1 protein-coding gene is annotated in these 1,274 nt (G+C 70.4%); it reads left to right on the forward strand.

The window, feature by feature from the left end; all coding sequences use genetic code 11:
- On the forward strand, positions 1-1,274 hold a 1,274-nt coding region (locus AC5Y6Y_RS25730), incomplete at both ends, for an HNH endonuclease signature motif containing protein (RefSeq protein ID WP_499930815.1).

Genomic DNA, 1,274 nt, shown 5'->3' on the forward strand with positions numbered 1-1,274 from the left:
CGCCGACCGAGCAATCTCGGGGCTGGATCGAGGCGATCCGGGCCGGTCAGCGGATGGAAAGCCAGGCCGCCGCGGCACAGTTGATGGCCATCGGGGAGTTGTTCGCCTACCGGTTGCGCCGCCACGGCGAAACCGAGGACTGGGCCCTTGACACCATGGACGGGGTGGCCGCCGAAGTCGCCGCCGGCCTCAAGATCAGCCAGCGCGGCGCCTTGGACAAAGTCCGCATCGCCCGCGACATGCGCGAACGCCTCCCTCAGACCGCCGCGGTGTTCTGCGCCGGCGAGATCACCCTGGGCGCCTTCGTGCAGGTCACCCACCGCACCTCGCTGATCACCGACCCCGACATCCTGGCCCGCGTGGACCGCGCCATCGCCGCCCACATCACCCGCTGGCCCTCCCTGACCCCCTCACGGCTGAGCAACAAAGTCGACGCCATCATCGCCCAGGTCGACATCGATGCGGTGCGCCGCCGCGAGAAACGCCACACCGAACGCCACCTCGACATCGGCGACCCCTACGACGGCCTGTGCCCCATCGAGGGCCAACTGCGCCCCACCGACGCCCGCGCCCTAAGCCAGACCCTGACCGCCCTGGCCGCCACCGTCTGCCCGCACGACCCCCGCACCCCCGAACAACGCCGCGCCGATGCCATCGAAGCGCTCACCGCCCGCGCCACCCGCATGAGCTGTCTGTGCCGGCGCACCGACTGCACCGCCCCCACCCGCCGACCGGCCTCCCCGGTGACCATCCATGTGATCGCCCCCCACGACGCCCTCACCAACGGCAGCAGCAGCACGGCTCCCGCGGCGATGATCGGCGCCACCGACGGACTCATCACCCCCGAACTGCTCGCCGACCTAGCCGTCTCCGCCACAATCGTGCCCCTGATCCACCCCGGCTACACCGCCCCCGAACCCACCTACCGGCCCTCAGCCGCACTGGCCGACTTCATCCGCGCCCGCGACCTGACCTGCCGCTGGCCCGGCTGCGAGGTACCCGCCACCCGCTCCGACCTCGACCACACCATCCCCTGGTCCCAAGGCGGACCCACCCACGCCGCCAACATCAAATGCCTATGCCGCACCCACCACCTGGTCAAAACATTCTGGGGCTGGACCGAAAAACAACTCCCCGACGGCACCCTGATCCTGACCTCCCCCAGCGGCGACACCCACATCACCACCCCCGGCAGCGCCCTGCTATTCCCCACCCTGTGCACCACCGTCGGCGGCATGCCCACCCCCGAAACCGACACCAGCACCGACTACTGC

The sequence above is a fragment of the Mycobacterium sp. NGS24 genome, from assembly GCF_059813065.1.